Origin of the sequence: Streptomyces sp. NPDC051133 (assembly GCF_040682635.1) — a bacterium.
Taxonomy (GTDB): Bacteria; Actinomycetota; Actinomycetes; order Streptomycetales; family Streptomycetaceae; genus Streptomyces.
Map to the genome: position 1 here is coordinate 65,147 of NZ_JBFBBK010000015.1, position 25,537 is coordinate 90,683.

At 73.7% G+C, this 25,537-nt stretch carries 26 protein-coding genes and 1 pseudogene; 14 read left to right on the forward strand and 13 right to left on the reverse strand.

Annotated elements, in window-relative coordinates:
* Positions 1-128: 128 nt before the first annotated feature.
* Both AB0N17_RS17470 and AB0N17_RS17475 read right to left on the reverse strand, forming a co-directional pair.
* Positions 129-902 (reverse strand): maleylpyruvate isomerase family mycothiol-dependent enzyme, encoded by a 774-nt coding sequence (locus tag AB0N17_RS17470; RefSeq protein WP_366012186.1) that lies wholly within the window; start codon positions 900-902, stop codon positions 129-131.
* 50 nt (positions 903-952) lie between these two features.
* The gene (locus tag AB0N17_RS17475; protein ID WP_366012187.1) at positions 953-1,306 is read right to left on the reverse strand and encodes a hypothetical protein; all 354 of its coding nucleotides are present in this window, start codon (positions 1,304-1,306) and stop codon (positions 953-955) included.
* A 184-nt stretch (positions 1,307-1,490) separates the two neighbouring features.
* Here AB0N17_RS17475 and AB0N17_RS17480 point away from each other — a divergent pair, with 184 nt between their 5' ends.
* Together AB0N17_RS17480 and AB0N17_RS17485 are read left to right on the forward strand one after the other, a co-directional pair.
* Positions 1,491-1,691, forward strand: a complete 201-nt coding sequence (locus AB0N17_RS17480; protein WP_366012188.1) for a hypothetical protein — start codon at positions 1,491-1,493, stop codon at positions 1,689-1,691.
* A gap of 144 nt (positions 1,692-1,835) precedes the next feature.
* A complete protein-coding gene (locus tag AB0N17_RS17485) occupies positions 1,836-2,879 on the forward strand; it encodes an NUDIX domain-containing protein (protein WP_366012189.1) in 1,044 nt (347 codons plus the stop codon).
* Here AB0N17_RS17485 and AB0N17_RS17490 read toward each other — a convergent pair whose 3' ends face one another.
* Entirely contained in the window at positions 2,880-3,584 is a 705-nt protein-coding gene (locus tag AB0N17_RS17490) for an MBL fold metallo-hydrolase (RefSeq protein WP_366012190.1), read from the reverse strand. It lies immediately after the preceding gene.
* A 62-nt stretch (positions 3,585-3,646) separates the two neighbouring features.
* A complete protein-coding gene (locus AB0N17_RS17495; protein WP_366012191.1) occupies positions 3,647-5,002 on the reverse strand; it encodes a dipeptidase in 1,356 nt (451 codons plus the stop codon).
* Positions 5,003-5,130: 128 nt separating this feature from the next.
* Here AB0N17_RS17495 and AB0N17_RS17500 point away from each other — a divergent pair, with 128 nt between their 5' ends.
* Entirely contained in the window at positions 5,131-6,372 is a 1,242-nt protein-coding gene (locus tag AB0N17_RS17500) for a geranylgeranyl reductase family protein (protein WP_366012192.1), read from the forward strand.
* Between the two features lie 355 nt (positions 6,373-6,727).
* Here the strand turns inward: AB0N17_RS17500 and AB0N17_RS17505 are convergent, their stop codons facing one another.
* On the reverse strand, positions 6,728-7,177 hold the full coding sequence (locus tag AB0N17_RS17505) for a nitroreductase family deazaflavin-dependent oxidoreductase (protein WP_366012193.1): 450 nt from the start codon (positions 7,175-7,177) through the stop codon (positions 6,728-6,730).
* A gap of 126 nt (positions 7,178-7,303) precedes the next feature.
* On the opposite strand from AB0N17_RS17505, the gene AB0N17_RS17510 reads away from it, so the two are divergent.
* The 3 genes from AB0N17_RS17510 to AB0N17_RS17520 all read left to right on the forward strand — a co-directional run bounded on the left by AB0N17_RS17510 (position 7,304) and on the right by AB0N17_RS17520 (position 10,067).
* Positions 7,304-7,990 carry a TetR/AcrR family transcriptional regulator gene (locus AB0N17_RS17510; protein ID WP_366012194.1) on the forward strand — a complete coding sequence of 229 codons (687 nt, stop codon included), beginning with the start codon at positions 7,304-7,306 and terminating at the stop codon, positions 7,988-7,990.
* Between the two features lie 200 nt (positions 7,991-8,190).
* Positions 8,191-9,405, forward strand: coding sequence for a sensor histidine kinase (locus AB0N17_RS17515; RefSeq protein ID WP_366012195.1), 1,215 nt, complete (start codon positions 8,191-8,193; stop codon positions 9,403-9,405).
* Positions 9,402-10,067: a response regulator transcription factor gene (locus AB0N17_RS17520; protein WP_366012196.1), complete on the forward strand. Its 666-nt coding sequence runs from the start codon at positions 9,402-9,404 to the stop codon at positions 10,065-10,067. Before AB0N17_RS17515 ends, AB0N17_RS17520 begins: the two co-directional genes overlap by 4 nt.
* A 32-nt stretch (positions 10,068-10,099) precedes the next feature.
* Here the strand turns inward: AB0N17_RS17520 and AB0N17_RS17525 are convergent.
* Positions 10,100-10,311: pseudogene (locus AB0N17_RS17525) on the reverse strand (DUF6332 family protein); the annotation flags it as partial.
* A 157-nt stretch (positions 10,312-10,468) separates the two neighbouring features.
* Positions 10,469-11,959: an MFS transporter gene (locus AB0N17_RS17530; RefSeq protein WP_366012197.1), complete on the reverse strand. Its 1,491-nt coding sequence runs from the start codon at positions 11,957-11,959 to the stop codon at positions 10,469-10,471.
* 85 nt (positions 11,960-12,044) lie between these two features.
* Between AB0N17_RS17530 and AB0N17_RS17535 the strand changes: the two genes are divergently transcribed.
* Complete coding sequence (locus tag AB0N17_RS17535; RefSeq protein ID WP_366012198.1) at positions 12,045-12,443, forward strand: MarR family transcriptional regulator; 399 nt, start codon at positions 12,045-12,047, stop codon at positions 12,441-12,443.
* Positions 12,444-12,483: 40 nt separating this feature from the next.
* On the opposite strand, the gene AB0N17_RS17540 is transcribed toward AB0N17_RS17535, so the two are convergent.
* The 3 genes from AB0N17_RS17540 to AB0N17_RS17550 all read right to left on the reverse strand — a co-directional run bounded on the left by AB0N17_RS17540 (position 12,484) and on the right by AB0N17_RS17550 (position 15,606).
* Positions 12,484-13,224, reverse strand: a complete 741-nt coding sequence (locus AB0N17_RS17540) for a maleylpyruvate isomerase family mycothiol-dependent enzyme (RefSeq protein WP_366012199.1) — start codon at positions 13,222-13,224, stop codon at positions 12,484-12,486.
* A gap of 105 nt (positions 13,225-13,329) precedes the next feature.
* Positions 13,330-14,502: an MFS transporter gene (locus tag AB0N17_RS17545; protein ID WP_366012200.1), complete on the reverse strand. Its 1,173-nt coding sequence runs from the start codon at positions 14,500-14,502 to the stop codon at positions 13,330-13,332.
* A gap of 285 nt (positions 14,503-14,787) precedes the next feature.
* Positions 14,788-15,606, reverse strand: a complete 819-nt coding sequence (locus AB0N17_RS17550; protein ID WP_366012201.1) for a DUF899 domain-containing protein — start codon at positions 15,604-15,606, stop codon at positions 14,788-14,790.
* Between the two features lie 577 nt (positions 15,607-16,183).
* Here AB0N17_RS17550 and AB0N17_RS17555 point away from each other — a divergent pair.
* The gene (locus AB0N17_RS17555; RefSeq protein ID WP_366012202.1) at positions 16,184-16,579 is read left to right on the forward strand and encodes a luciferase family protein; all 396 of its coding nucleotides are present in this window, start codon (positions 16,184-16,186) and stop codon (positions 16,577-16,579) included.
* Between the two features lie 14 nt (positions 16,580-16,593).
* On the opposite strand, the gene AB0N17_RS17560 is transcribed toward AB0N17_RS17555, so the two are convergent.
* Positions 16,594-18,045, reverse strand: coding sequence for an amidase (locus AB0N17_RS17560; protein ID WP_366012203.1), 1,452 nt, complete (start codon positions 18,043-18,045; stop codon positions 16,594-16,596).
* Positions 18,046-18,155: 110 nt separating this feature from the next.
* Between AB0N17_RS17560 and AB0N17_RS17565 the strand changes: the two genes are divergently transcribed.
* A complete protein-coding gene (locus tag AB0N17_RS17565) occupies positions 18,156-18,911 on the forward strand; it encodes an MBL fold metallo-hydrolase (protein ID WP_366012204.1) in 756 nt (251 codons plus the stop codon).
* Positions 18,912-18,990: 79 nt separating this feature from the next.
* Entirely contained in the window at positions 18,991-19,380 is a 390-nt protein-coding gene (locus AB0N17_RS17570) for a hypothetical protein (protein ID WP_366012205.1), read from the forward strand.
* Positions 19,381-19,408: 28 nt separating this feature from the next.
* On the opposite strand, the gene AB0N17_RS17575 is transcribed toward AB0N17_RS17570, so the two are convergent.
* Positions 19,409-20,188, reverse strand: a complete 780-nt coding sequence (locus tag AB0N17_RS17575) for a DeoR/GlpR family DNA-binding transcription regulator (RefSeq protein ID WP_366012206.1) — start codon at positions 20,186-20,188, stop codon at positions 19,409-19,411.
* Between the two features lie 125 nt (positions 20,189-20,313).
* On the opposite strand from AB0N17_RS17575, the gene AB0N17_RS17580 reads away from it, so the two are divergent.
* The gene (locus AB0N17_RS17580; RefSeq protein WP_366012207.1) at positions 20,314-21,195 is read left to right on the forward strand and encodes an SIS domain-containing protein; all 882 of its coding nucleotides are present in this window, start codon (positions 20,314-20,316) and stop codon (positions 21,193-21,195) included.
* Positions 21,196-21,229: 34 nt separating this feature from the next.
* On the forward strand, positions 21,230-22,090 hold the full coding sequence (locus AB0N17_RS17585) for a class II fructose-bisphosphate aldolase (protein WP_366012208.1): 861 nt from the start codon (positions 21,230-21,232) through the stop codon (positions 22,088-22,090).
* 294 nt (positions 22,091-22,384) lie between these two features.
* On the opposite strand, the gene AB0N17_RS17590 is transcribed toward AB0N17_RS17585, so the two are convergent.
* Positions 22,385-23,518: a methyltransferase gene (locus AB0N17_RS17590; RefSeq protein ID WP_366012289.1), complete on the reverse strand. Its 1,134-nt coding sequence runs from the start codon at positions 23,516-23,518 to the stop codon at positions 22,385-22,387.
* 68 nt (positions 23,519-23,586) lie between these two features.
* On the opposite strand from AB0N17_RS17590, the gene AB0N17_RS17595 reads away from it, so the two are divergent.
* Positions 23,587-24,237 carry an alpha-ketoglutarate-dependent dioxygenase AlkB gene (locus tag AB0N17_RS17595; RefSeq protein ID WP_366012209.1) on the forward strand — a complete coding sequence of 217 codons (651 nt, stop codon included), beginning with the start codon at positions 23,587-23,589 and terminating at the stop codon, positions 24,235-24,237.
* A 48-nt stretch (positions 24,238-24,285) separates the two neighbouring features.
* The gene (locus AB0N17_RS17600; RefSeq protein ID WP_366012210.1) at positions 24,286-25,524 is read left to right on the forward strand and encodes an ROK family protein; all 1,239 of its coding nucleotides are present in this window, start codon (positions 24,286-24,288) and stop codon (positions 25,522-25,524) included.
* Positions 25,525-25,537: the final 13 nt, after the last annotated feature.

A 25,537-nucleotide genomic window follows, 5' to 3' on the forward strand; every position in this document is an offset into this window, starting at 1 on the left:
GGTGGATGACGGCATGCCGAAATGCGGCGGCATGTACGCGTCATCGGTGCGCGTTTACGGTAGGACGTGTCGGAGTCTGTTGGAAGATGCGCGGCGTCGGGCGTTCGGGTGTGTTGTCTTTGTCGGGCTCAGGGCGTGTCGCCGACTCGGCCCCAGCCGGGCAGCGGGGGTTGGGGCCAGGCGGGCGGGCGGGGCAGGAGAGGTGCCGGGCGGTCGGTCGTCAGGGCGTCGGGCGGGATCCGTCCGGTGAGCCAGCCGAGCAGCAGGTGCCCGGGCCCGGCGACTGCGGGCCCGTCGGGCGCCGGTGACCAGCGCCGGCCGAGATCCACGGCCGCCACCGAGGCGAGGGGGAAGCCCTGGGCGCGCAGCGTGGTGAGGGTGTCGTCCAGTGCCCAGGAGACGTAGCGGTGCGGCCATCTCTCGGTGCCGTGACCGAGGCCGAGGTCCAGGTGATGGGTCTCCAGTTCCCGCAGGCAGCGCAGCAGGAGGTACCAGGCGGGGTGGAGCCACCCGGCCAGCGCCGGCACCAGCCGGTCCCAGGCCGGGTCGGGCAGCGCCCGGGCCTCGGCCGTGAACCGGTCCAGGCTCTCCCGCAGCCGTGCGGTGAGCGCTGCGGCGGGCAGCGTGGCGTCCCGGGCGACGGAGGCGGCCAGGGCCGCCGCGCCGGCCCGCGGTCCCGGCTCCCGGCCGGTGCGCGCGAGCCCAAGCAGCCAGACGTAGGCGTCGGCGCTGTGGGCGACGTGCGCGAGCACATGGCCACGCGTCCAGCCCGCGAGTTCCGAAGGGGCCCGCAGCGCGGCGTCGGACAGGCCGGCCGCGGCCGCCACGAGCCGCTCGCCGGACCGTACGACGTCCGCGACGGCCTCGGTACGGGCCGCGCCGGACACGGGGGAAGCGCTCACATGACCTCCTGGGTTCGGACGTGACGGGCCGAGGCGTGCTGTGCCCCGGCTCACCGGAACTCGTGCACGACCTCGATCAGGCCGACGATGTGGGCGTTGAACTCGTCCAACTCCTCGGCGGGAACCCACAGTTCCAGGATCGTCTCGCCACCGGCCCGCCGCACCGGATAGCGGCCGAGGAACGCGGTGTCGACCTCGAAGCGGGTCACGAAACCGGCGCCGTCGTGCCGGACGTTCCAGTCCCGGGCGATCCGGATCGCGTAGTCCTCGTTGAGCACCGGGTAGAAGATCGGCTGCTCCGGCAGCCGGGGCGGCCAGGCCCGCCGGCCGAGCTCGTGGACCAGCTCCAGCTCCTTGGGGCCGGTGGGGCGCCAGAGGGTGGTGGTGGGGTGGAGGCCGGCCATGGCGTCGCTCTCTGTTCGGAGCCCGCCCGGTGGGCCGGGCGGATGCGGAGGGGCTGCGGACGATACCGGTGTGATCATCGGGCGAGCCAGCGGATTACGCCACGCCCGGACACGCGCGGCGAACGCGCCCGCCGGAACATCCGGAACCGCGTGACTCCTGGCCGCCAGGACAGTTGATCAGCGCATGAAGAAGCGCAGCATGCTCGCCATCGCCAGCCTCGCCACCGGATTCGTCGTGGCCGCCGTCACCCCGTCCCACGCCGCCCACGCGGCGGACCACCGCCCCTCCGGTGACCTGAACGTCTCGGACACCCTCGACTCGGCGAGCCACCTCGTCAGCCAGGACAGCTTCGCCGTCGACGACGACGCCCTCGGCCTGCGGTAGGCCCGCTCGGCAAGGCCTGTGTGCCGGTGTCCCCGCCCCCTCGGGGACACCGGCACCGCTGCGGGGGCGCCCTCACCGGGGCGGGGTTTTCGTGGCAGGGTGAAGCGGGCAAGCCTCAGGGGGCCAACAGAAGAGGGGGAGTCCGTGACCGTCGTCTGGATCAACGGCGCGTTCGGTGCGGGGAAGACCACCGCCGCACGGGAACTGATCGAGCTGATCCCGAACAGCACGCTCTTCGACCCCGAGGTCATCGGCGGCGCGCTCACGCATCTGGTGCCGCCCAAGCGCCTCGCCGAGGTCGGCGACTTCCAGGACCTGCCGATCTGGCGCCGGCTCGTCGTCGACACCGCGGCTGCGATGCTCGCCGAGCTGGGCGGGACCCTCGTGGTGCCCATGACTCTGCTCCGCCAGGAGTACCGCGACGAGATCTTCGGTGGTCTGGCCGCCCGCAGGATTCCCGTGCACCATCTGCTCCTCGCCCCGGCCGAAACGATCCTGCGCGAGCGGATAGCCGGGCGGGAGGTCCCGCCGGACCTCCCCGACGGCGAGATACGGCTGCGGCGCTGGGCCTACGACCACATCGAGCCCTACCACGCGGCCCTCGCCTCCTGGCTCACCGCCGACGCCCACCTGCTGGACACCAGCGCCCTCACCCCGTACGAGACCGCCGTCCACGTCGCCGACGCCGTCGGCAGCGGGGCCGTACCCGCCTGTGACATCGTGCAGACGCCCGAGCCCACGGCCGAGACGCTCGCCGCCGGGGTGCTCCTCTTCGACGACGACGACCGGGTGCTGCTCGTGGACCCCACCTACAAGCCCGGCTGGGAGTTCCCCGGCGGTGTGGTGGAGCGGGGCGAGGCCCCGGCCCGTGCCGGGATGCGGGAGGTCGCCGAGGAGACCGGGATACGGCTGCGGGAGGTGCCCCGGCTGCTCGTCGTGGACTGGGAGCGGCCGGCGCCGCCCGGCTTCGGCGGGCTGCGGCTGCTGTTCGACGGCGGCCGGCTGGAGTCGGACGAGGCGTCCCGGGTGCTGCTGCCGGGGCCGGAGCTGCGGGCGTGGCGCTTCGCCACCGAACAGGAGGCCGCCGAGATGCTCCCGCCGGTCCGCTACGAACGTCTGCGCTGGGCCCTGCGCGCCCGCGAGCGCGGCACCGCCCTCTACCTGGAGGCCGGGGTGCCGGTCGGCTGATCAGCCGGCGACCGCCACCCCGCGCAGTGCGGCGGCGGCGCCGCCCACCACCGCGTCGCCGTGCCCGAAGCACGCCACGTCCGCGTCGAGCTCCGCCAGGCGGCGCACGGACGCGAGCAGCCGAGGCCGGTCGAGGTTGAACACCCCCGGCATCACCGCACCGTCCAGCGGCGAGGCCGCCACGGTGTCGCCGGTGAACAGCACGCCCTCGTCGGGCAGGAACAGCGCGATGCTGCCGTCCGTGTGCCCCGGGACGTGGACGACCCGCGCGCCACCGCCGAAGTCCAGGACGTCGCCGTCGGACAGGCCCGTGACCGCGGGCGGAGGCACGGGCGTGCCCGCGGGGAGGTGCTCGGCCGCCGCCGCGTGGATCGGCAGCTCCCACTCCTCGAACCGCGGGGCGGGACCCGGGAGTTCACCCCGGACGAAGGGCGCGTCCAGGTCGTGCGCCAGCACCTCGGCACCGCTCAGCGCGGCGAACTCGCCCGCCCCGCCCGCGTGGTCCTCGTGGAAGTGCGTCAGCACGATCCGCCGTACGTCCTGCGCAGCGCGCCCCAGCTCCGTGACCGCGCCGGCGATCGTCCGGCCCGAGCCGATCGTGCCCGCGTCGATCAGTGTCAACTCCTGCCCGTCGGACCAGAGATAGGCCTGGCCGACGGGGAAGCGCAGGAGGTGCAGGCGCGGAAGCAGTTCGACGACGTCCATGCGCCGACCGTAGGCGGTGCCCCCGCCCGCGGGCGAGGGCACTCTGCCGTGGGCAGAAGGGTTCAGCCCGCCGCGTAGTTGCGCAGGAAGAGCGCCTCGGCGACCGACAGCCGCTCCAGCTCCTCGGGCGACACGCTCTCGTCGACCGCGTGGATCTGCGCCTCCGGCTCGCTCAGCCCGATCAGCAGGATCTCCGCCCGCGGGTACAGCGCGGCCAGCGTGTTGCACAGCGGGATCGAGCCGCCCTGGCCGGCGTACTGCATGCTCTGGCCCGGGTAGGCCACCGCCATCGCGTCGGCCATCGCCTGGTAGGCCGGGCTGGAGGTGTCCGCGCTGAACGCCTGGCCCTGCCCGATCTGCTCGGTGCCGACCCGGGCGCCCCACGGGGTGTGCGCCTCGAGGTGCGCCTGGAGCAGCTTGGTCGCCTCGGCCGCGTCCACGCCCGGCGGCACCCGCAGGCTGATCAGGGCGCGGGCGCCGGCCTGCACCGACGGGGTGGCACCGATGACGGGCGGGCAGTCGATGCCGAGGACGGTGACGGCGGGGCGGGTCCAGATGCGGTCGGCGACCGAGCCGTCACCGATCAGCTCGACGCCCTCCAGCACCTTGGCGTCCCGGCGGAACTGCTCCTCGGTGTACTCCAGGCCCTCCCAGCCGGCCGCCGCGTCGAGCCCGTCGACCGTCGTGGTGCCGTCCTCGGCGCGCAGCGAGTCCAGGACGCGGATCAGCGCCGCCAGCGCGTCCGGGGCGGCGCCGCCGAACTGGCCCGAGTGCAGGTTGCCCGCGAGGGTGTCGACGCGGACGCGGACCAGGGTCATCCCGCGCAGGCTGGTGGTGACCGTCGGCAGGCCGACGCGGAAGTTGCCCGCGTCGCCGATCACGATCGTGTCCGCGGCCAGCAGCTCCGGGTGCTGCTCGGCGTACCGCTCCAGACCGCCGGTGCCCTGCTCCTCCGAGCCCTCCACGATCACCTTGACCGTCACCGGGACGCCGCCGTTCGCCTTCAGGGCGCGCAGCGCGAGCAGGTGCATGATGAAGCCGCCCTTGCAGTCGGCGGCCCCGCGGCCGTACCAGCGGCCGCCACGCTCGGTCAGCTCGAACGGCGGGGTGGTCCAGCCGGACTCGTTCAGCGGCGGCTGGACGTCGTAGTGCGCATACAGCAGAACCGTTTTTGCACCCTCCGGGCCCGGCAGGCAGCCGTAGACCGACTGGGTGCCGTCCGGGGTGTCCAGCAGGGCCACGTCGGTGAAGCCCTCCGCGCGGAGCGCCTCGGCGATCCAGTTCGCGGCGGCCTCGCTCTCGCTCCTCGGGAACTGCGTGAAGTCCGCCACCGACTGGAAGGCGACCAGCTCGGCCAGCTCGGCCTTCGCCCGCGGCAACAGCGAGGCGACGGTCTCGGCGACCGGATTCGACGACATGGGCACGCTCCTCGTGGGTGCGACGTTGAACGGGGTGAGTCCGATCCTCCCACAGCGGCCTGCGACGACGGCCGCCGTAGGATGCGAGGGACACTACGGCAGCGGCTTGATCGGAGCAGTAGACCATCGTGAGCGGCGAGAACTCTTCGGCGGACGACGTGCAGCGGGTGTGGGACGTCGTCGTGGTGGGCGCGGGACCCGCGGGGGCCTCTGCGGCCTACGCGGCGGCGGTCGCGGGACGCCGCGTGCTGTTGCTGGAGAAGGCGGAGCTGCCCCGCTACAAGACGTGCGGCGGCGGCATCATCGGCCCCTCGCGCGACGCGCTGCCGCCCGGCTTCGAGCTGCCCTTCCGGGACCGGGTGCACGCGGTCACCTTCTCCAACAACGGACGCTTCACCCGCACCCGGCGCTCCAAGCAGATGCTGTTCGGGCTGATCAACCGGCCCGAGTTCGACCAGCAGCTGGTCGAGCACGCCCAGAAGGCGGGCGCCGAGCTGCGGACGGGCGTCACGGTGCAGCGGGTCGAGCAGCACGGCTCGGCGGTGCCGGACCGGCGTACGGTCGCCGTCGTCCTGCAGGGCGGTGAGACGGTGCTGGCCCGCGCCGTCGTCGGGGCCGACGGCAGCGCCAGCCGGATAGGAGCCCACGTCGGCGTGAAGCTGGACCAGGTGGATCTCGGCCTTGAGGTGGAGATCCCGGTCCCGGAGTCGGTCGCCGAGGACTGGCAGGGGCGGGTCCTGATCGACTGGGGCCCCCTGCCCGGCAGTTACGGCTGGGTGTTCCCGAAGGGCGACACGCTGACCGTGGGCGTCATCTGCGCGCGAGGTGAAGGCGCCGCCACCAAGCGCTACTTGGAGGACTTCGTCGCCCGGCTGGGCCTGTCCGGCTTCGAACCAGCCGTCTCCTCCGGGCACTTGACCCGCTGCCGTGCCGACGACTCGCCGCTCTCCCGGGGCCGGGTGCTGGTCTGCGGTGACGCGGCCGGGCTGCTCGAGCCGTGGACCCGAGAGGGCATCTCCTTCGCGCTGCGCTCGGGCCGGCTCGCGGGGGAGTGGGCGGTGCGGATCGCGGAGGCGCACGACGCCGTCGACACCCGGCGCCAGGCCCTGAACTACGCGTTCGCGATCAAGGCCGGGCTCGGCGTCGAGATGAGCGTCGGCAAGCGGCTGCTGACGGTGTTCGAGAAGCGTCCGGGCCTGTTCCACGCGGCCCTCACCGGCTTCCGCCCCGCGTGGCGGGCGTTCCGGGACATCACCCAGGGCTCGACGTCCCTGGGGGAACTCGTCCGCTCCCACCCGTTCGCCCAGCGCGCCTTGACCGCGATGGACCGTGGAGCGGCGGCGCCGGCGGAGGATCCGGCCGGTTCCTGACCACCGGAGCGGCGGGCGACTCCCCGCTCGGCGGCAGGGCGGTAGTGCGCTGAAGCCGGGCGGCGGGGTCCGCCGTCCTGGTTCGTGTCGGGCCCGGGCGCCCCGGTGCCGGCGGCGGGTCTTCGCCGGCCGGGCGCCGTCGGCGCGGCTTCCTGCCGCGACGGCGGCTGCCGGGCACTGTCGGCTCGGGTTCCGGCCGGCGAGGGTTGCCGGACGTCGTCGGCTCCGGTGCACGCGGGGCCGGGCGCCGTCGGCCGCCGTCGGAGTGCCCTCGCGTCGGGCCGGGGCCGGTGGGGGACGGCGCCCGGTCCGTGGAAGCGCCGGCGGCGGGGGCGGCCCCCGGTGCGGGAGTCGCTCAGCTCGTGACCGTGATGCGGAAGACCGGGTGGTCGGGGGCGATGCGGCGCAGTTCCTCGTCCGGGGAGTCGGGGCCGACGCCGTCGAAGAACACCCCGACCTCGGCCTTCCAGCGCTTGAGGTAGGCCCGTAGCAGCGGCACCTTGTCGTCGTCGGTGACCTCGGTCGCGGCGAAGACGTCGACGTTTTTGCCGAGCCGCAGTTCGCCGCCGCCGGCCGCGCGCATGTTGTGGGTCCACTGGACGTGACCGCGCGGGGCGAGCAGGTACTGCTGCCCGTCGACCGTCAGCAGGTTCACCGGGGTCGTGCGCCACTGCCCGCTCTTGCGCCCGCGCACCGCGAGCACCCGGGAGCCCCAGACGCTGAGACCGCGCCGGGTGAGCCAGGCGACCAGCCGGTTGAAGACGTTGACGGTGAACCAGCCGGGCTTCTTGACGTGTGTCGACATGGTGACCCCCACGGTTTGGGAGAGCGGTGCTCTCGCTCGACTCCAGTGTGGGACAGCACGGCAGGCAAAAGCAAGAGCACTGCTCTCTTTTGTGTGCACTGCTCTTCTGCGTGGCACACTGCTGGCATGAGCACCGCACAGGGAGCCCGCGCACGGGCCAGGAGGGAAGTCACCGCCGCCATCAAGGAGGCGGCCCGCAGACAGCTCGCGGAAGAAGGCGCGGCCAAGCTCTCGCTGCGTGCCGTCGCCCGAGAACTGGGCATGGTCTCCTCGGCGCTGTACCGCTACTTCCCCAGCCGCGACGAGCTGCTGACCGCCCTGATCATCGACGCCTACGACGCCGTCGGCGAGGCCGCTGAGCAGGCGCGGGACGCCGCTGCCGACGCCCCGCCGGTCGCCCGCTGGACGGCCGTGTGCGAGGCGGTGCGCGCCTGGGCCCTCGCCCACCCGTACGAGTACGCGCTGATCTACGGCTCGCCCGTGCCCGGCTACTCCGCCCCCGACACCACGGTCCGCGCCGCGTCCCGGATCGGCCTGGTCCTCATCGGCATCGTCCGCGACGCCCACCAGGGCCCCGGCCTCGCCGGCCTGACCCTGCCCGCCGAACTGCGCCCCGAGGCCGAGCGGATGGCCGCCGACTTCGCGCCCGACCTGCCGCCCGAGGCGGCACCCCCGCTGGTGGCGGCCTGGGCCCAGCTGTTCGGACTGGTCGGCTTCGAGCTGTTCGGGCAGTTCAACCGGGTGGTGGAGGAGCGCGAGACGTTCTTCCGGCATGCGGCGGCGAGGCTGGCGCACGGGGTGGGGCTGCGGTAGACGCCGGCGAGCGAGGGGCGGCGAGCCCGGGTGTGCGAGGGGCGCGTACGGCGTGCGAGCGGCTCCCGCCGCCCCGGCACGCGGGGTGAGGGGGACCGCGGAGGGCGCCGCGCCGTCCGTCTCGTACTTCCCCGGGAGTACGTGTGATCACCTCGCCCGGCTGACGCCCTCACCTGCCCGCGGCGTTTAGCGTGGCGGGCATGGAAGAGCAGCGCGCGCCGCACCACTGGTGGCGATACGGGCCCCCGTGGCGGCACGCCGCGGACGGCGTGGAGCCGGGCCGCGCCCGGTGGCCGTGGCGGTCGACCGCGCTGCTCACCGCGTTCGTGCTCATCGGCACCCACTTCGCCGCCCACGGCCAGCACCACCGGGTACCCCTCGACGACTCCGCGCGCGTGCTGCTCGTCGCCACCTCGCTCCTGTTGCTGTGGCGGCAGCGGTACCCGGTGTTCGCCGTGTTCGGCACGGCGGCGCTGGCGCTCGGCTACCTGGCCGCCGGCTATCCCTACGGGCCGGTGTTCCTGACGGTCGCGGTCGCCTGCTTCAGCGCGGTCGTCGCCGGGCACCGGCGGGCCGCCTGGATGGCCGTCGCACTGCTCTGGACCGGGCACGCCCTGGTCGCGCTCTGGCTCTACCGGTGGCTTCCGCCCGCCGGGGACCGGGGCGCCGGCCTCGCCCAGGAGATCGTCATCGCGACCTGGGTCCTGGCCGTCGTCGCCGTGTCCGAGCTGGCGCGGGTGCGGCGCGAGCAGTGGGCACGGGAGCGCGCGGACCGTGCCCAGGCGGCGCGGCGGCGCGCGGACGAGGAACGCCTGCGGATCGCCCGGGAACTGCACGACGTCCTCGCGCACAGCATCTCCGTCATCAACGTGCAGGCGGGCATGGGGCTCGCGCTCATCGACAGCGACCCCGAGCAGGCGCGGGCCGCGCTCACCACCATCAAGGCCGCCAGCAAGGAGGCGCTCGGCGAGGTGCGCCAGGTCCTCGACACGCTGCGCGCGCCGGGAGCCGCGCCCCGAGCCCCCGCGCCCGGCCTGGACCGGCTGCCGGAACTGGTGGAACAGGCGGCGGCGGCCGGGCTGACCGTCGACGTCGAGGGCGAGCCGCCGCCCCTGCCGCCCGGCGCGGACCTCGCGGCCTTCCGCATCGTGCAGGAGGCCCTGACCAACGTCGTACGGCACTCCGGAGCGCGGCACGCGCGCGTGGGCCTCGCCCACGACGGGGGCGCCCTGCGGCTGCTGATCGACGACGACGGGCCCGCGACCGGCGCGGACGCCGGGGGCAGCGGGAACGGGCTGGCCGGAATGCGGGAACGGGCCGCCGCCCTCGGTGGCACCATCGAGGCGGGACCGCGCCCCGACGGCGGATACCGGGTGCTCGCCGTACTTCCGTCGCGGCTCAGGGAGGACCAGTGATCCGGGTACTGCTCGCCGACGATCAGTCGCTGGTGCGGGCCGGTTTCAGGGCGTTGCTCGACGCGCAGCCCGACATCGAGGTGGCCGGGGAGGCCGCCGACGGCGCGGAGGCCGCGCGCCTGGTGCGGGAACTGCGCCCGGACGTCGTCCTGATGGACATCCGCATGCCCGTGCTGGACGGCCTGGCCGCGACCCGGCGGATCACGGGGGACGCGGAGCAGGCGGAGGTGAAGGTGGTCATGCTCACCACCTTCGAGCTCGACGAGTACGTCTTCGAGGCGATCCGCGCGGGTGCCTCCGGTTTCCTGGTGAAGGACACCGAGCCGGACGAACTCGTGCGCGCCGTAAGGGCGGTGGTGGCCGGTGACGCGCTGCTGTCGCCGGGCGTCACCCGCCGGCTGATCGCCGAGTTCGCGGCCCGTTCCAAGGCTCCCGCGGCGGTCGACGTGCTCGCCCGGCTCACCGAGCGGGAGCGGGAGGTGATGGCGCTGGTCGGCATCGGCCTGTCCAACGAGGAGATCGCCCGCCGGCTGGTGGTCAGCCCGCTCACCGCCAAGACCCATGTGAGCCGCACCATGGTGAAGCTGGGCGCCCGGGACCGCGCCCAACTCGTCGTGCTGGCCTACGAGTCGGGGCTGGTCCGGCCGGGCTGGCTGGGCTGAGCCGTGTGCCGGAAGCGCACCAGCACGCTGATCACGCGGGCCATGAACACGACCGGTGCGATCACCATGCCGGTCCTCAGCAGGACCTTGGACGGCAGGTGCGGCAGATCGAAGAGCAGCGCGGGCCCGGCCAGGGCCCCGACAGCACCGCCGCCGCGAAAGCGGCGCTCACCAGCGCGTAGCCGATCTCGACCGTGGCCGCGTCCCGTTGGGCCTGGCTGCGGCGTCCCCCGTATGCCTGCATTCCCCCAGTTTCACGGACGGGAGCCCGGCGGGGCAATCGCCACCGCCGGGCTCCCGCCGGGAGGCTTCCCCCGAGGCCCTCTCCTTCGGATCTTGCCGGGGTCGCGGGGCGCCGGAAAGCCCCGTCGGCCGGAGCCGGCCTGATCCGAAGGAAGGCCCTAGTCGCGGACCGCCACGCGCTCCGCTCCTGCCTCCTCCACGGTGGACCGGGCGACCACGAGGGACGGCTGGGTGCGCCGGCCGCGCAGGCCGGTGAGGGTGATCAGCAGCCCGGCCGCCGCGACGCCCGTGACGACCAGGAACCCGGGCCGGTAGCTGTCGAGGACGGCCTGGGGGGTGGCGTGCGCGGGGGCGTGCGCGGTCACCACGGCCGTGACGACCGCGAGGAAGATCGCCCCGCCCACCTGCACCGAGGTGTTGAGCAGCCCGGACACCATGCCCTGCTCGTGGTCCTCGACGCCGTTGGTCGCCTGGATGTTGAGCGAGGGGAAGACCAGCGCGCAGGCGGCGCCGATCAGCAGCATGGACGGCAGGACGACGGCCGCGTACACCGGGTCCAGGTCGACGCGCAGGAACAGCGCGTAGCCGAGGACCATGAACGCGAAGCCGGTCGCGATCAGCCGCGGGGTGCCGAACCGGTCGACGATGGCGCCGACCTTCGTGGAGGACACCGCCACCAGCGCGCCCGCCGGCAGGAAGGCGAGGGCCGTGTGCAGTGCCGACCAGCCCAGCAGGGACTGCATGTAGAGGGTCGTCAGGAACTGGAAGCCGACGTAACTGCCGAAGAAGGCGACCGCGCCGAGCTGGGCGCGGACCTGGCTGCCCGAGCGCAGCACGCCCAGCCGGATCAGCGGGCCCGGCGAGCGCCGTTCGACCAGCACGAAGGCGCTCAGCAGCACCGCGACGGCCAGGAAGGACAGCAGCGTGCGGGCCGAGGCCCAGCCGGCCTGGGGCGCCTGGACGACGGTGAAGACCAGCAGCAGCATCGACGCGGTGCCGAGGACGGCGCCAGGGATGTCGTAACCGGCGTGGTTCTCCTCGCGGGCGCTGCGCGGCAGCAGTTTCAACCCGGCGGCCAGCGCGATCAGGGCGATCGGCGCGGGGAGCAGCATGGTGAGGCGCCAGCTGGCCTCGGTGAGCAGGCCGGAGAGCACCAGTCCCATGGAGAAGCCGGTGGCGGCGCAGGTGGTGTAGATGGAGAGGGCGCGGTTGCGCAGCGGGCCCTCCGGGAACGTCGTGGTGATGATCGACAGGCCCGCGGGCGCGGTGAAGGCCGCGCTCAGGCCCTTGATGAAGCGGCTGGCGATCAGCAGCGGACCCGAGTCCACGAGCCCGCCGAGCAGCGAGGCCAGCGCGAAGACGCCGAGTGCCGCGAGGAACACCTGGCGCCGGCCGAGCAGGTCCGCGGTGCGTCCGCCGAGGAGGAGCAGTCCGCCGTACCCCAGGATGTAGCCGCTGACGACCCATTGCAGCGTCGACGTGGACAGATGCAGGTCCGAGCCGATGGACGGCAGCGCGACGCCGACCATCGACACGTCCAGCGCGTCCAGGAACATCGCGGCGCACAGCACCAGCAGGGTGCCCCACAGCCGGGGAGTCCAGCGAACCGCCGACGACGCGGTCGCGGAAGTGGTGAGCGGAGAGGTCATGCCGACGACACTACATGCGTATGCATCGAATGCAAACGCATTTAATTACGGTGCAATAATTCCGGTTCTCTGCTACGGTGCGCTCATGGCGGCGAAGAAGGCCGAGCAGGCGCTCGTGGAGGAGTGGCGGGACATCCTCGCCCTGCACGCCCGCACCCAGTGTGAGCTGGACCGGGCCCTGCACGGACACGGTCTGTGCGCCAGCGACTTCGAGGTCCTCGACGTGCTCGCCGAGGGCGGCACGACGGGCGACGGCTGCGGTTACCGCGTGCAGGAGATCTCCGACCAGGTCCATCTCAGCCAGAGCGCGCTGTCCCGGCTGATCGGACGCCTGGAGAAGGACGGCCTGGTCGAGCGGGCGATGTGCCCCGAAGACCGGCGCGGAGTGCGCGTGGTGCTCACGGCGAAGGGGCGCGCGCTGCACGGCGACGTACGGCCGGTGCAGCGCGCGGTACTGGCCCGGATGCTGGACGTGGCGGGCTGACGGGGCGTCGGTCACCGCGCCGTCCTCACCGCAAAGGGCGTCAGATGCCCGACTTCTCGCGCCACAGGGCCGCGAGGGACTGATCACCGGTCACGCTCGGCAGGGGCGCCCGGTTCCAGAGCGCCAGGTACAACCGGTCGGCCGGGCCCGACAGTTCGGCCTCGGCATCCCCGGCCGCGTCCCGCACCGTCACCGGTGGATCGGCCGTGAGCCGTACGGTCCACACCGCGTCCGCCCCCGCGTCCACGGCGCGCACCCGCAGCACGCGCGTCCCCTCGGTGCGGACCCGGCTCCGGGGCCGGGCGTGGAAGCCGCGCAGCAACTCGTCGATGCCGTCGGCCGCGAAGTCCGTCGCGACCGGGGACGCCGAACCGCCCCGCGCGGCCTCGGCGTCGTGACGGTGCACGGCCGTCTCGTGCGCCTGCCGCCGCGTCCAGAACGCCAGCGGTGACGGACTGGGTGCCGGAAGGAAGGTCCAGCACTCCACGTCGGACGGGGCCGCCGCCAGGGTGTCCACGAGCAGGCGGTGGCTGTCCCGGTACCAGGCCACCAGCTCGGCGCCGTCCAGATCGGGCGCCTCGCCGAGGGGGCGCGGCTCGGTGCGGCCGTCGGCGACGAAGGCCGCGGCCCAGCGGTGCACCGCCCCGGTGTGCCGCAGCAGGTCACGCACCTGCCACTCCGGGCACGTCGGCACCTTGGCGTCGGTCCCCGCCTCGGCGGCGGCCGCCGCGAGCAGGCGCCCCTCGCGGTCCAGGGTCGTAAGGAAGTCGGCAGTCTCCATGGGGGTGAGTCTCGCGGATGGAGCGCCCTCGAAGCCCGGCCTTTTCCGGGCCAGGGTGCGGACGACCGCGCCCGAGGACTCACCGGGCCGCCGGTCCGCGAGGCGTCAGCCGCTCATCACGCGCCGCGTCGACACCCCGATGACGGTGGCCACGGCGGCGAGCGCGGCCACACTCGTGAGCGCCGCGGGCAGCGAGAACCAGTCGGCCATGAACCCGATCGCGGGCGGCCCGAGGAGCATGCCGCCGTACCCCAGCGTGGAGGCGACGGCGACGCCCGAGGGGCCGGCCAGCGCGCCCGCCCGCTCCACGGCGACCGGGAAGAGGTTGGCGAGCCCGAGCCCGGTGACGGCGAAACCGGTCAGCGCCGCCCACACCGACGGCGCCAGTGAGCCGAGCAGCATGCCCGCCGCCGCGACGGAGCCGCCCGCGATCACGGTACGGGCGCGGCCGAGGCGCTCCAGCAGACTCGTGCCGGTCGCCCGGCCCACGGTCATCGCCAGCGCGAAACACGAGTACCCGGCCGCCGCCACGCCGGACGAGGCGGCCAGGTCCTGCTGGAGGTGGAGCGCGCCCCAGTCGGCCATGGCCCCTTCGCCGTAGGCCGTGCACAGCGCGACCAGCCCGAAGACGACGACCAGCCCCCGGGTGCGGCCGCCCGGCCGCGGGGCCGTGCCGGACGGCTCGGCCGAGGGGCGGTCCGGCGGCACCGGAGGGTCGTGCCGCAGCAGGGTCCGCCCGGCGACGGCGGTGACCAGCAGCCCGATCAGGGCCAGGCCGAACAGGTGGCGGGTGGGAGAGAGCGTGCCGGCGACCAGTCCGCCGAGGCCCGCGCCGATCATGCCGCCGAGACTGAACGCGGCGTGGAAGCTGGGCATGACCGGCCTGCGCAACGCGGCCACCAGGTCGACGGCCGCGCTGTTGAAGGCGACGTTGATGCCGCCGTACGCGGCGCCGAAGAGGAGGAGCGCGGCGCCGAGGGCGGGCGCGGAGTGGGTGAGCGGGGGCAGCGTGACGCTGAGGGAGAGCAGGACCGCGCAGACCACGGTGACCGGATGGCTGCCGTACCGGCGGCAGAGGCGGCCGATGAGGGTCATGGTGATGACCGCTCCGGCGGAGACGCCGAGGAGGGCGAGGCCCAGGGAGCCGGCGGAGGCGCCGGTCTGCTGCTTGATGGCGGGGATACGCACGACCCAGCCGGCGAACACGAAGCCGTCGAGGGCGAAGAACGCGGTGAGGGCGATGCGGAGTCGGGTGAGGTCGTCACCCTGGCCCGGCACGACACTGTGCGAACGGGTTTTGTTTATTAGCGGCACAAAGTCAGGCTAGGCGGAGTCCGGGACGGCGGGCAAGCGGGCTGCCGGGGCGGTGGGCAAGCGGGCTGCGGGGGCGGTGGGCAAGCGGGCTGCCGGGGTGGTGGGCACGGTGGGGGCGCTGGGGGCGGTGGGGGAGGGCACTGAGGGGGCGGCGAACGCGCTGTCCGCGCCGACGGCGAGGTCGCCCGGATCGTCAGGTCGTGGCCGAGGCCGCCGGACCCTCAGGTCATGGCGAGGTCGCGCGGCCCCTCAGGTGCTCCCTCCGGCCGTGGCCTGCGGCCCCGGTGCCGTCCGTGCGGGGGCCGGGCCGTCGTACTCGTCGTGGCGGCGCCACCACAGGCCGGTCTCGTTGCGGCCGAGCGGTGCACGGTCGAGCCACGGGTACATGCCCCACAGGGCGTCGAGGCCCCGCTCGTACGTCGAGTACGTGTGGTGCACCACCCCGTCCGCGAGCACGAACGCGCTCATGCCCGGGCCCTCTCGCCGGTAGGTCTCCCAGTCCGTGCCCACGGCGGCCGCCAGCCTGGTCAGCTCCTCACCCTGCTCGCCGGGCGGCAGCCGGAAGTCCAGGCCGTCGCGGTAGTTGTACGAGACGGACCCCGACCTCCACTCCTCCTCGGTGTGGGCCACGCCGAAGTCGTGGTTGAAGTCGCTGCCGTACGACGACGCCCAGGGGAAGCTCCAGCCCATCCGCTCCTTGTACGCGCGCAGCTGCGCGAGCGGGGCCCGCGACACCGCGCAGAGGGTGACGTCGTGGTGCGCGAGGTGGACGACGAAGCCGTCGAAGCCGTCCGCGATGGCCGAGCAGGACGGACAGCCGGCCTGATAGTCGGGGCCGAACATGAAGTGGTAGACGAGAAGTTGGGAGCGGCCGTCGAAGAGGTCGGCGAGGGACGCCGGGCCCCGGTCGGTCTCGAAGCGGTACTCCTCGGCCACGCGGACCCAGGGCAGTTCCTGCCGCCGCCGGGCCAGTTCGTCGCTCTGCCGGGTCAGGGCCTTCTCCGCCTCCAGCAGATCCAGCCTGGCCGCGAGCCACTCCTCACGGGTTCCGGTCCTGTGATCGGTCATGGTGGTGTGCCTTTCTCGCTCACCTCGACGGGGTGCCGGGGCGACCGGCACGTCGAACGCGGTCCGGGCGGTGAGGGCGCCGAACGGCCCGCGCCCGGTCGCGGCACCCGCCCCTCTTCGAAGCCTTCGACCGGCGCCCGGACGACGCCGCGATCGCCACCGGTGACCGGGACGGCACTGACCGCGATGTTCGCCCGGGTGCCGGTCTCCTCGCCCGTTTCTCATGATTGCGCTGTTCGATTCCCGCCGCTTGTCGAAGCGCGACCGGCGCGAGGCGGGCGCCGCGCGTTCTCGGCCCGGGAGACATCTCGGCCGTCACCCGCCTCGGTGACAGCGGCCTCTTCCCCGGGTGCCGGCTGCCGGGAGTTTTCCATGTGCTCTACACATGTGCCCTGATATCGCCCTGACCTGCTGGCACTTGTGGCGCGGACCTGGGGAGCCGGGGTCAACGCGGGACGCCGCCGCCCTCGTTCGGTGGGCTCGTGGTGGGCGGGAGCGCGTTCCCCGGACGGATACAGGTCGGTTAATGCTTGCTCACGAGCTGGTTGCAAGCGGGTGAGCGGGCCATGATGGGCCCATGACGTTGGCCTCGCGCGCGCTCGCGCAACTGGCGACCTGGCCGGACCTGCGACAGGCCGTCCCGAGCTGTGGCCTGGGACAGGCCGTGAGTTCGGCACAGGGCGAGATCGCCCACTTCCACTCCGACCGAGATGTCGATCTGCGGCTCACCGACCGGGCCATCCGGCGGTTCGCCAAGGACTTCAAGAGCTCGGGTGCGATCAGGATCGTGCCCGGCTCGCAGTGGGTGACCCTGCGCCTCGACGCCGCGAGCGACGTCGACCTGCTGCTGACCCTGGTGAGCGTGGCGCTCCAGGCCCAGCAGACCTGGCCCGACCCGGCCGACCGCCCCCTGGTGGGGTGCAACGACCAGCGCGGGGCGGGCTTCGTCAAGGTGGACCACAGCGGCACCTGACCGGGTGGTACACCCTACTTCGGGGCCTGGAAGCCGCCGATCTCCCGCTCGAGCAGTTCGGCCAGCCGCAGCGGGGTGCGGTCCTCGAACATCGGGCCGATGAGCTGCACTCCCACGGGCAGCCCCTCGGGGGACCGGCCCGCCGGTACGGCGGTGGCCGGCAGGCCGGGCATGGTGGGCAGACCGGCCCAGACGAGCTGGTCGAAGTACGGGTACTCGGCGCCGTCGATGTCGATCCGGCGCTGCCTCGGATCGGGATGGTGGTCGTGCGGGAACGCGGGAGTGGGCGTGATGGGGCACACCACGGCGTCGAACTCGGCGAAGAGCTGCCGCCAGCCCCGGCGGTGGAGCTCGCGACGGTTGTGCGCCTCGAGCCAGTCGCGGTGGCTGAACACCAGTCCGCGCAGCATCGCGGCATCGACACTCTGGTCGTCCGCGCTCAGCGCGGCGGCACGGGCCTGCAGCTGCTCGTACGCTTCGACAGGAAAGCGTGCGACGGAGCCCGAGAACAGCAACTGCCTGTAGAGCATCGCGGCTTCGGTCAGATCGGGCAGCAGCGGACTGTGCCGTTCGACGCGGGCGCCGCCGGCGACGAGCGCGTCGGCCACCCGGCCCACGCCCGCCCGCACGGCGGACCCGGTCGGAATGATCGGATGCTCGTCGAGCACCAGGACCCGGAAGTCACGGAGCCGTTCGTGGCGCGCGGGCGGCAGCGTCAGGTGGTACGCCACACCATGCGTCTGCGGGTCCGGTCCGGCCATGACGTCGAGCAGGAGCGTGAGGTCGCGAGCGGTGCGCGCCATCGGTCCGACGACGGCGAGGTCGTGCTCGACCGGCAGGGCCGGACCGGGCGGCGGGACCATGCCGCGGCTCGCCGCCAGCCCGAGTGTCGGCTTGTGCGCGTAAATCCCGCAGAAATGCGCGGGGGTGCGCAACGAACCGGCGAGGTCGGAGCCGATGGACAGCGCGCCGAATCCGGACGCCAGGGCCGCCGCCGAGCCGCCGGATGATCCGCCCGACGTACGACGGTGGTCCCACGGGTTGTTGGTGGTGCCGTAGATCTCGTTGAAGGTCTGTATGTCCTGCAGCCCCAGGGGCACATTGGTCTTGCCGAGCACCACCGCGCCCGCGGCCTTGAGCCGCGACACCTGCACGGCGTCCTCGGCCGGCACGAAGTCCCGGTGCGGCGGCATACCCCAGGTCGTGGGCAGCCCCGCGATGTCGTACGACTCCTTGACCGTCACCGGAATGCCGAGCAGCGGCCGGTCCTCACCGCGGGCGCGTGCCTGGTCGGCGTCGCGCGCCGCGGCCCGTGCGCGCTCGAAGTCCGGCACACAGATCGCGTTGATCGCCTTGTCGTCCCGTTCGATACGGGCGATCGCCTCGTCGGTCAGTTCCGCGGACGTCACTTCACCGGCGCGCAGAGCGGCCGCGAGTCCTTCGGCCGTCGCAAAATTCCAGTCCATGATCCGACCGTAACGACCCCTGGCGCAGGCCACGAAATGCCTTTTCACACAAGGGGGTTCGGCGTCTCGGCCCTGCGCTCGATCACGGCGACACGGCTACTGTGGCCCGTATGGAACTGACCGTCCTCGGCGGCTGCGGAGCGTGGCCCACCGCAGTCCAGGCATGCAGCGGCTACCTCGTCGAGTACGCGGGGTTCCGCCTCCTCCTCGACCCCGGCTACGCCACGCTGCCGCGCCTGCTGGCGCACCACACGGCCGACGCCGTCGACGCCGTGCTGATCAGCCACGGGCACCCCGACCACTGCGCCGACCTCAACCCTCTCCTGCGTGCCCGAGGCCTCAGTGACACGCCACCGCCGGCGCTGCCGGTGTACGCGCCGCACGGCGCGGCCGACGCCGTCCTCGCACTCGACAGACCGGGCATGCTCGCCGACGCGTACCACCTGCGCGAGTTCCGGCCCGGCGACCGATTCGACATCGGCCCGTTCCGGACCGACACCTGGCTCCTGCCGCACTTCGTGCCCAACGCCGGGATCCGGCTGACCACACCGGACGCCGTGCTCGCCTACACCGGCGACACGGGCCCGAGCCCCGACATCCTGCGCCTCGCCGAAGGCGCTGACCTGCTGTTGTCGGAGGCCACCTACATCCACGAGGTACCGACCGCCGACGCGCCGTACCTGCTGACCGCGCGGCTGGCCGGCCAGTACGCGAGCCGGGCGGGCGCCGCCAGGCTCATGCTCACCCACCTGTGGCCGGGAACGGATCCGGCAGCCGCACAGGAAACCGCCGCGCAGGCCTTCCGGAACCCCATCGACATCGCCACCCCGGGCCTCGTCACCGACCTCGCCCATGCCCGGGGCTGACGTCCGAGGGCGGGCCGGGGTGACCGCCGTGCGGTGGGGGGATCGTCCGCTGCGGATCCGGTGCGCAGCGGCCGTGTACGTGGCAGGCTTCCTGGAAGGGGCGGCGGCGCACGGGTACTTTCTGGCGACGGGCGGCCTCCGTGCCTACGACTATGCGCCGCCGCTGCTCCAACTGCTCTTCCACGCACTTCTGTTGCTGGATCCGCTGGTCGCCTTGGTGGTCGTCCGTGGCCGCCCCGGTGGCCCCGTGCTGGCTGCCGCGGTCATGCTCGCGGACGTGGCCGCCAACTGGAGCGACGCGTGGAGCGCGGTCATGCGACACCCCACCGAGTTCCTCCGCCCGACAGGGCTGTTGCCGATCACGCTCTTCGGCCTCTTCGTCCTGCTGACGGCGGTTCCGCTCCATCGAGCGCTGGCGTCCGGCGGTGACGTGGAGTCAGGCGTTCCATCCCGGGAGAGGCGGGCGTAGACCGAACGGCCGCCGGGGGCGCTCCCGTTCACACCGCGAGGACCCGCACGCCCGCCTCCTCGAAGCGAGCCACCGTTTCGCCGTCCACCGCCGTGTCCGTCACGAGCGTGTTCACCAGGTCCGTCCCGCAGATCCGCGCGAAGGCGCGCTGGCCCAGCTTGCTGGAGTCGGCGGCGACCACCACCCGCTCGGCACGCTCGCACAGCAGCCGGTTGATCGCGGCCTCCGCCTCGTCGTGCGCCGCCGCGCCGTGCGTGACGTCGAAGGCGACCACGCCGAGCACGGCCACGTCGAGCGTGATCTGACCGAGCACTCCGTCCGCGAGCGGCCCGATGAGCTCGTACGACTGCGCGCGCGCCACCCCGCCCGTCACCACGATCTTGAACTGGGGCCGCACGGCGAGCTCGTTGGCGATGTTGAGCGCGTTGGTGACGACGGTCAGCGCCGGCGAACCGGTGGACAGGTCACCGCGCACGGCCAGGGCACGGGCCACCTCCGTGGTGGTCGTACCGCCGGTCAGCCCCACCGCCTCGCCGGGCGCGACCAGGTCGGCCACCGCCTTGGCGATGCGCTGCTTCTCGGAGGCGCGGCGGGCCGTCTTGTAGCGCAGGGGAAGCTCGTACGACACCCCGTGCACCACCGCACCGCCCCGGGTGCGGACCAGCATCTGCTGCTCGGCGAGCTGGTCGAAGTCCCGGCGGATCGTCGCGGCCGACACCGCCAGCTCGGTCGCCGCCTCCTCGACCTCCAGCCGGCCGCGCTCCACGAGCAGTTCCAGCAGCGCCTTCCAGCGGGCGTCCCGGGACATCCGCGGCCTCCGTTCTCCTGTCGTCCCGGTGACCCTAGCGCACCCCACTCCCGGCCGAGATGCTTGATTGTGCTCGAAAGCTCGCTATATCTTGCAGGAACAATCAGCAAGGAGAGGGTGTGGGCATGACCCATGTCGAGGACGAGCTGAACAGCCAGCCCGAGTGCTGGATCCGCGCCGCCGAGCAGGCGGGACGGCACGCGGCGGTGCTGCCCGCGCCGGGGGAGCGGGTCGCGATCGTGGGGTGCGGGACGTCGTACTTCATGGCACAGGCGGTCGCCGCGCTGCGGGAGGGCGCCGGGCAGGGGGAGACCGACGCGTTCGCGGCCTCCGAGTTCCCGTACGGGCGGTCGTACGACCGGGTCGTCGCCCTCACCCGCTCCGGCACCACCACCGAAGTGCTGGACCTCCTCGAGCAGGTGAAGGGACGTACGCACACCACGGCCCTCACCGCCGACCCCGCGACCCCGGTCATGTCGGCCGCCGACGACCTCGTCGTCCTGGACTTCGCCGACGAGCGCTCCGTCGTGCAGACCCGGTTCGCGACCACCGCCCTCACCCTCCTGCGTGCCCACCTCGGGCTGCACTCCGACGCGGCCGTCGCCGACGCGCGGACGGCCCTCGCCACTCCTTTTCCCCAGGGGCTGGTCGAATGCACCCAGTTCACCTTTCTGGGGCGCGGCTGGACCGTCGGACTCGCCAACGAGGCCGGGCTGAAGATGCGCGAGGCCTCCCTGTCCTGGACCGAGGCCTACCCGGCGATGGAGTACCGGCACGGCCCGATCAGCGTCAGCGCCGCGGGCACGGCCACCTGGATGCTCGGTGCGGCGCCCGACGGGCTCGCCGAACAGGTCCGCGCGACCGGCGCGCTGTGGGTCGCGGGCGGCCTCGACCCCCTGGCCGAGCTCGTCCGCGTCCATCGGCTCGCCGTCGCCGTCGCCGCCGCCCGGGGCCTGGACCCCGACCAGCCGCGCCATCTCACCCGTTCGGTGATTCTCGCCTCCTGAACCCGCCGTCCCGCGCTCCGGAAGGACACCGCGCGTGCCCCTTGCGTCCACCGGCGAGCTGGTCGGACGGGCCGTCACGGCCCGCACCGCCGTCGCCGCCTTCAACGTCATCACCCTGGAACACGTCGAGGCCGTCATCGCCGGCGCGGAGTCGGCCGGTGCGCCCGTCGTCCTCCAGGTCAGCGAGAACGCCGTGAAGTTCCGCTACGGCCGGCTCCTGCCGTTGGCCCGCGCCGCCGTGGCCCTGGCCGAACGGGCCACCGTGCCCGTCGCGTTGCACCTGGACCACGTGCAGAGCGACGACCTGCTGCGCCAGGCCCCCGGCGCCGGGTTCAGCTCGGTCATGTACGACGCGGCCCGCCTGCCGTACGCCGACAACCTCGCCGCGACCCGGGCCGCCGCCGACTGGGCGCACGCACAGGGGCTCTGGATCGAGGCGGAGCTGGGGCAGATCGGCGGGAAGGACGGCCGGCCCGCGCTGGACGCCCACGCGCCCGGCGCCCGCACCGACCCCGACCAGGCCCGGGACTTCGTCGCGGGGACCGGCGTCGACGCGCTCGCCGTCGCCATCGGCAGCGTGCACGCCATGACCACCCGTACCGCGACCCTCGACCACGGCCTGCTCAAGCGGCTGTCCGCCGCGGTGACCGTCCCGCTCGTCCTGCACGGTTCCTCCGGCGTGCCGGACGACGGGCTGGTCGCGGCGGTCGCGGGCGGCATCGCGAAGGTCAACGTCGGCACCGCCCTCAACATCGCCATGACCGGCGCCATCCGGGACTTCCTCGCCGCGAACCCCGAGGCCGTCGACTCCCGCAAGTACCTCAGCGTGGGCCGGGAGGCGATGGCCCACGAGGTCGGCCGGATCATCGGCGTCCTCTCCGCCCCACCCGCCTGACCGGCCACCGCCCGCCCCTCCAGCCCCGTCCGGCCACCGCCCGCCCTTCAGCCCCGTCCGGCGGCCGACCGACTCTCTCGCCTCGGCCGGCCGCCGGACGGTTCACCACGGCACGCACAGCACTGACGGCCCCTTCCGCGCCGGTGGCCGGGGGGCCTTTCGTCTGCGTGTGCCGTTGGCCGGTCCTGTGCCCCGGCGGCCGGGGGCGGGTCCTTCCGCCCGGGTGTGGCGTCGGCCGGATCTTCGCCTCTGTCAGTCGCCGGACGGCTCCCGCCCCCGGCCTCTCCCGGGCCCTCAGCCCTTCTTGACGGACCTCAGGACCACGAACTTCGGGTCGCTGGCGATCAGTTCGCTGTTGCCGAACAGGCGCCTCAGCTTCACGTGGTAGCCCAGGTGCCGGTTGCCGATCACCCACAGCTCGCCGCCCGGGCGCAGCGCGCGCTTCGCCCCGGTGAACATGCGCCACGCCGTCGCGTCCGTGGTCGCCTGGTGGGAGTGGAACGGCGGGTTGTTCAACACCACGTCGACGCTCCCGGGGGCCACCCCGGCCAGCCCGTCCCCGACCCGGAACTCCGCGTGCCCCGGCACCCCGTTGGCCTTGTACGTCGCCTCCGCCGAGGCCACCGCCTGGAACGACTCGTCCACGAACAGCACCTCGGCCGCCGGATCGGCCAGCGCCACCGCCGTACCGACGACGCCGTTGCCGCAGCCGAGGTCCACCACACGGCCCGCCCCCGGTCCGGGCAGGTGGTCCAGGAAGAAGCGGGTGCCGATGTCGAGGCGGTCGGCGCAGAAGACGCCCGCGTGATTGACGACCGTGCGCCCCGACACCGCGCCGATGCCGTCCGGCAGTGCGTAGCTGTACGGCCATGGATTCGCCGGCCGCTCCAGCGAAGGGTCCGGGGTGCAGAAGATCAGCCGGGCCTTCTGCCGCGCGAGCGAGGTCCGGGTCGGTCCGAGGATCCGCTCGAACAGCTCCAGCGTGGAGGTGTGGATCTCCTTGACCATCCCGGTGCCGACGACCACCGTGCCCGCGTGCACGGCGGGCGCGAGCCGCAGCAGCTGGTCCTCCAGCAGCGCCAGACTCTTCGGCACCCGCACCAGCAGCACGTCCACCCGCTCCGGCGGCGGGTCCTGGGTGGTCAGCAGCCGCACGGCACCCGGCTCGACCCCGGCCCGCGCCAGGTTCGCCCGGCTCGCCTCCTGGCTCAGGAAGGAGTCCGTGATCTGCGTCGGCCCGCGCTCCGCCAGCGCCGTGACCAGCGCGCCCCAGCGGTCCCCGACCACGACGACCGTCCCCGTGAGCGGCACCTCCTCCTCGGCCAGATGGCGCAGCAGGTACGCGTCGGACGCGTCCCAGGCACGCAGCCGGTCGCGCGGGTCCTCGGGGAAGCGGGCCAGCTCGACCTCGCCCCACGGTGTCGTCATACGGTCGCTCATCGTGCGTCCAGGCTAGCCGAGCCGCAGATCAGAGACGGTACGGCAGGATGGGGCACATGGACGCGGAGCTGTTTCCCCGGGAGCGCGCCCAGGTCGCGCCGGGCGCCGTGCACGTCCCGGACTGGCTGGACGCCGACCGCCAGCGCCGCCTGCTCACCGCGTGCCGGGAGTGGGCGCGGCCCCCGGCCGGGCTGCGCACGGTCCGCACCCCGGGCGGCGGCACCATGACGGCCCGTCAGGTCTGTCTGGGCCGGCACTGGTACCCGTACGGCTACGCACGCACGGCCGTCGACGGCGACGGGGCGCCCGTGAAGCCGTTCCCGGACTGGCTCGACGAGCTGGGCCGCCGCGCGGTGGCCGACGCCCTCGGCCCGGCGGCGGTGCCGGCCGCGGCGTACGACATCGCGCTGATCAACTTCTACGACGGCGACGCCCGTATGGGCATGCACCGCGACAGCGACGAGCACGCGGACGCACCGGTGGTCTCGCTCAGCCTCGGCGACACCTGCGTGTTCCGCTTCGGCAACACCGAGACCCGGACCAGGCCGTACACCGACGTGGAGTTGCGCAGCGGGGACCTGTTCGTCTTCGGCGGGCCGTCCCGGCTCGCCTTCCACGGCGTGCCGCGCGTGCACCCGGGCACGGCACCGGCCCGGCTGGGCCTGGCCGGACGGCTCAACATCACCCTGCGCGTCAGCGGCCTGTAGCAGGCGGCGCAGGCCACGACGGTTGCGGATCATGGGAGACTCGCCCTCATGAGCGGCAAGGCGGACCCCCGGACAGCGGGGGAGAGGACCACCTCGAGGGCGCGGCTGGATCGCGGGCGCGGGGCGCTCGGACCCGCGCTGGAGCTGGTGCACACCGGACGGGCGCCGACCCGGGCCGTGCTCACCGCCGAACTCGGCGTCACCCGGGCTACGGCCGGTGCGGTGGCCGCCGAGCTGGAGGCGCTGGGCCTGATCCGGGTGGACGCCCGACCGAGCGCGCCGGCCGGTGCCCAGGGCCGGCCCTCGCACCGGCTGGAGGTCGCGGAGGACGGTCCGGTGGTCCTGGCGGCGCAGGTGCACGCCGACGGCTTCCGGGCCGCCCTGGTCGGGCTCGGCGGGCGGATCGTGGCGACCGCGCCGGGCTGCGAGACCGTAGACGCCGACCCGGCGAAGGTCCTCGGCTCGGTCGTCGAGGCGGGCGCCGAACTCCTGCGCACCACCGGCCGCCGCTGTGTCGGCGCCGGGCTCGCCGTCCCCTCGGCCGTCGCCGAACCCGACGGCCTCGCCCTCAACCCCCTGCACCTGGCCTGGCCCGTCGGCGCCCCCGTCCGGCGGATCTTCGCGGAGTGCGTGCGTGCCGCCGGCATCACCGGGCCCGCGTTCGCGGCCAACGACGTGAACCTCGCCGCGCTCGCCGAGCACCGGCACGGCGCCGGCCGGGGCGCCCGGGACCTGCTGTGCGTGGCCACCGGGCACCGGGGTGTCGGTGGCGCTCTGGTCATCGACGGCCGTCTGCACACCGGCAGTTCGGGTCTGGCCCTGGAGGTCGGCCATCTCACGGTCAACCCCGAGGGCCGCCCCTGTCACTGCGGCAGCCGGGGCTGTCTGGACGTCGAGGCGGACCCGCTGGCCCTGCTGGTGGAGGCGGGCCGCGAGCCGGGACCCGAGGTGTCCCTGCTCCAGCAGGCCAACGACCTGCTGCGCGACCAGTACGGCGACCCCGCCGTCCGCATGGCGGCGGAGGCGCTGATCGACCGCCTGGGCCTCGGCCTCGCCGGCCTGGTCAACATCCTCAACCCGGACCGGATCATCCTCGGCGGACTGCACCGCACCCTGCTGGACGCCGACCCCGGACGGCTGCGCGCGGTCGTCGCCGACCGCAGCCTGTGGGGCCAGAGCGGCGGCGTGCCGATCCTGGCGTGCACGCTGGACCACAACAGCCTCGTCGGCGCGGCCGAACTCGCCTGGCAGCCGGTGCTGGACGACCCGCTCGGGGCGCTGCAGTGACGGCCCACCCGAC